Source organism: Pseudomonas sp. 86_A (assembly GCF_017491705.1).
GTDB lineage: Bacteria > Pseudomonadota > Gammaproteobacteria > Pseudomonadales > Pseudomonadaceae > Aquipseudomonas > Aquipseudomonas koreensis.
In genome coordinates this window covers 1-1017 of the sequence record NZ_JAFGYS010000042.1, presented here as the reverse complement: position 1 = coordinate 1017, position 1017 = coordinate 1, and the positions used below count along the sequence as shown (strand labels likewise).

Sequence of the window (1017 nt, the reverse complement as noted above, 5' to 3'; positions counted from 1 at the left end):
AGGTCCGGCTGCTCTGAAGGCGGTGTATGACATGGCCCGCAAGGGTGCCCGTGATGAAATTCAGACACAGATGCGTGATGGTGGCCTGTTCTCCGGAGGTGGACGATGAAGACCTTCCGCTGGAAAGTGAAACCCGGTATGGATGTGGCTTCGGTCCCTTCTGTAAGAAAGGTGCGCTTTGGTGATGGCTATTCTCAGCGAGCGCCTGCCGGGCTGAATGCCAACCTGAAAACGTACAGCGTGACGCTTTCTGTCCCCCGTGAGGAGGCCACGGTACTGGAGTCGTTTCTGGAAGAGCACGGGGGCTGGAAATCCTTTCTGTGGACGCCGCCTTATGAGTGGCGGCAGATAAAGGTGACCTGCGCAAAATGGTCGTCGCGGGTCAGTATGCTGCGTGTTGAGTTCAGCGCAGAGTTTGAACAGGTGGTGAACTGATGCAGGATATCCGGCAGGAAACACTGAATGAATGCACCCGTGCGAGGCAGTCGGACAGCGTGGTGATCTGGGAAATCGACCTAACAGAGGTCAGTAGAGAACGTTATTTTTTCTGTAATGAGCAGAACGAAAAAGGTGAGCCGGTCACCTGGCAGGGGCGACAGTATCAGCCGTATCCCATTCAGGGGAGCGGTTTTGAACTGAATGGCAAAGGCACCAGTACGCGCCCCACGCTGACGGTTTCTAACCTGTACGGTATGGTCACCGGGATGGCGGAAGATATGCAGAGTCTGGTCGGCGGAACGGTGGTCCGGCGTAAGGTTTACGCCCGTTTTCTGGATGCGGTGAACTTCGTCAACGGAAACAGTTACGCCGATCCGGAGCAGGAGGTGATCAGCCGCTGGCGCATTGAGCAGTGCAGCGAACTGAGCGCGGTGAGTGCCTCCTTTGTACTGTCCACGCCGACGGAAACGGATGGCGCTGTTTTTCCGGGACGTATCATGCTGGCCAACACCTGCACCTGGACCTATCGCGGTGACGAGTGCGGTTATAGCGGTCCGGCTGTCGCGGATGAATATGACC

General features: G+C 56.7%; 2 protein-coding genes. Both read left to right on the top strand.

Annotated elements, in window-relative coordinates:
- The first annotated feature begins 105 nt into the window (after window positions 1-105).
- Window positions 106-435 (top strand): phage tail protein, encoded by a 330-nt coding sequence (locus J5M57_RS27860; protein WP_000847379.1) that lies wholly within the window; start codon window positions 106-108, stop codon window positions 433-435.
- Window positions 435-1017 (top strand): phage minor tail protein L (locus tag J5M57_RS27855; protein WP_207872063.1); only part of this gene is annotated, 583 nt, incomplete at its 3' end. The genes J5M57_RS27860 and J5M57_RS27855, both read left to right, overlap by 1 nt.

What these genes read in the sequence shown, in the direction of transcription:
- J5M57_RS27860 (WP_000847379.1), top strand. Translation starts at nt 106, where the DNA reads ATGAAGACCTTCCGCTGGAAAGTGAAACCCGGTATGGATGTGGCTTCG.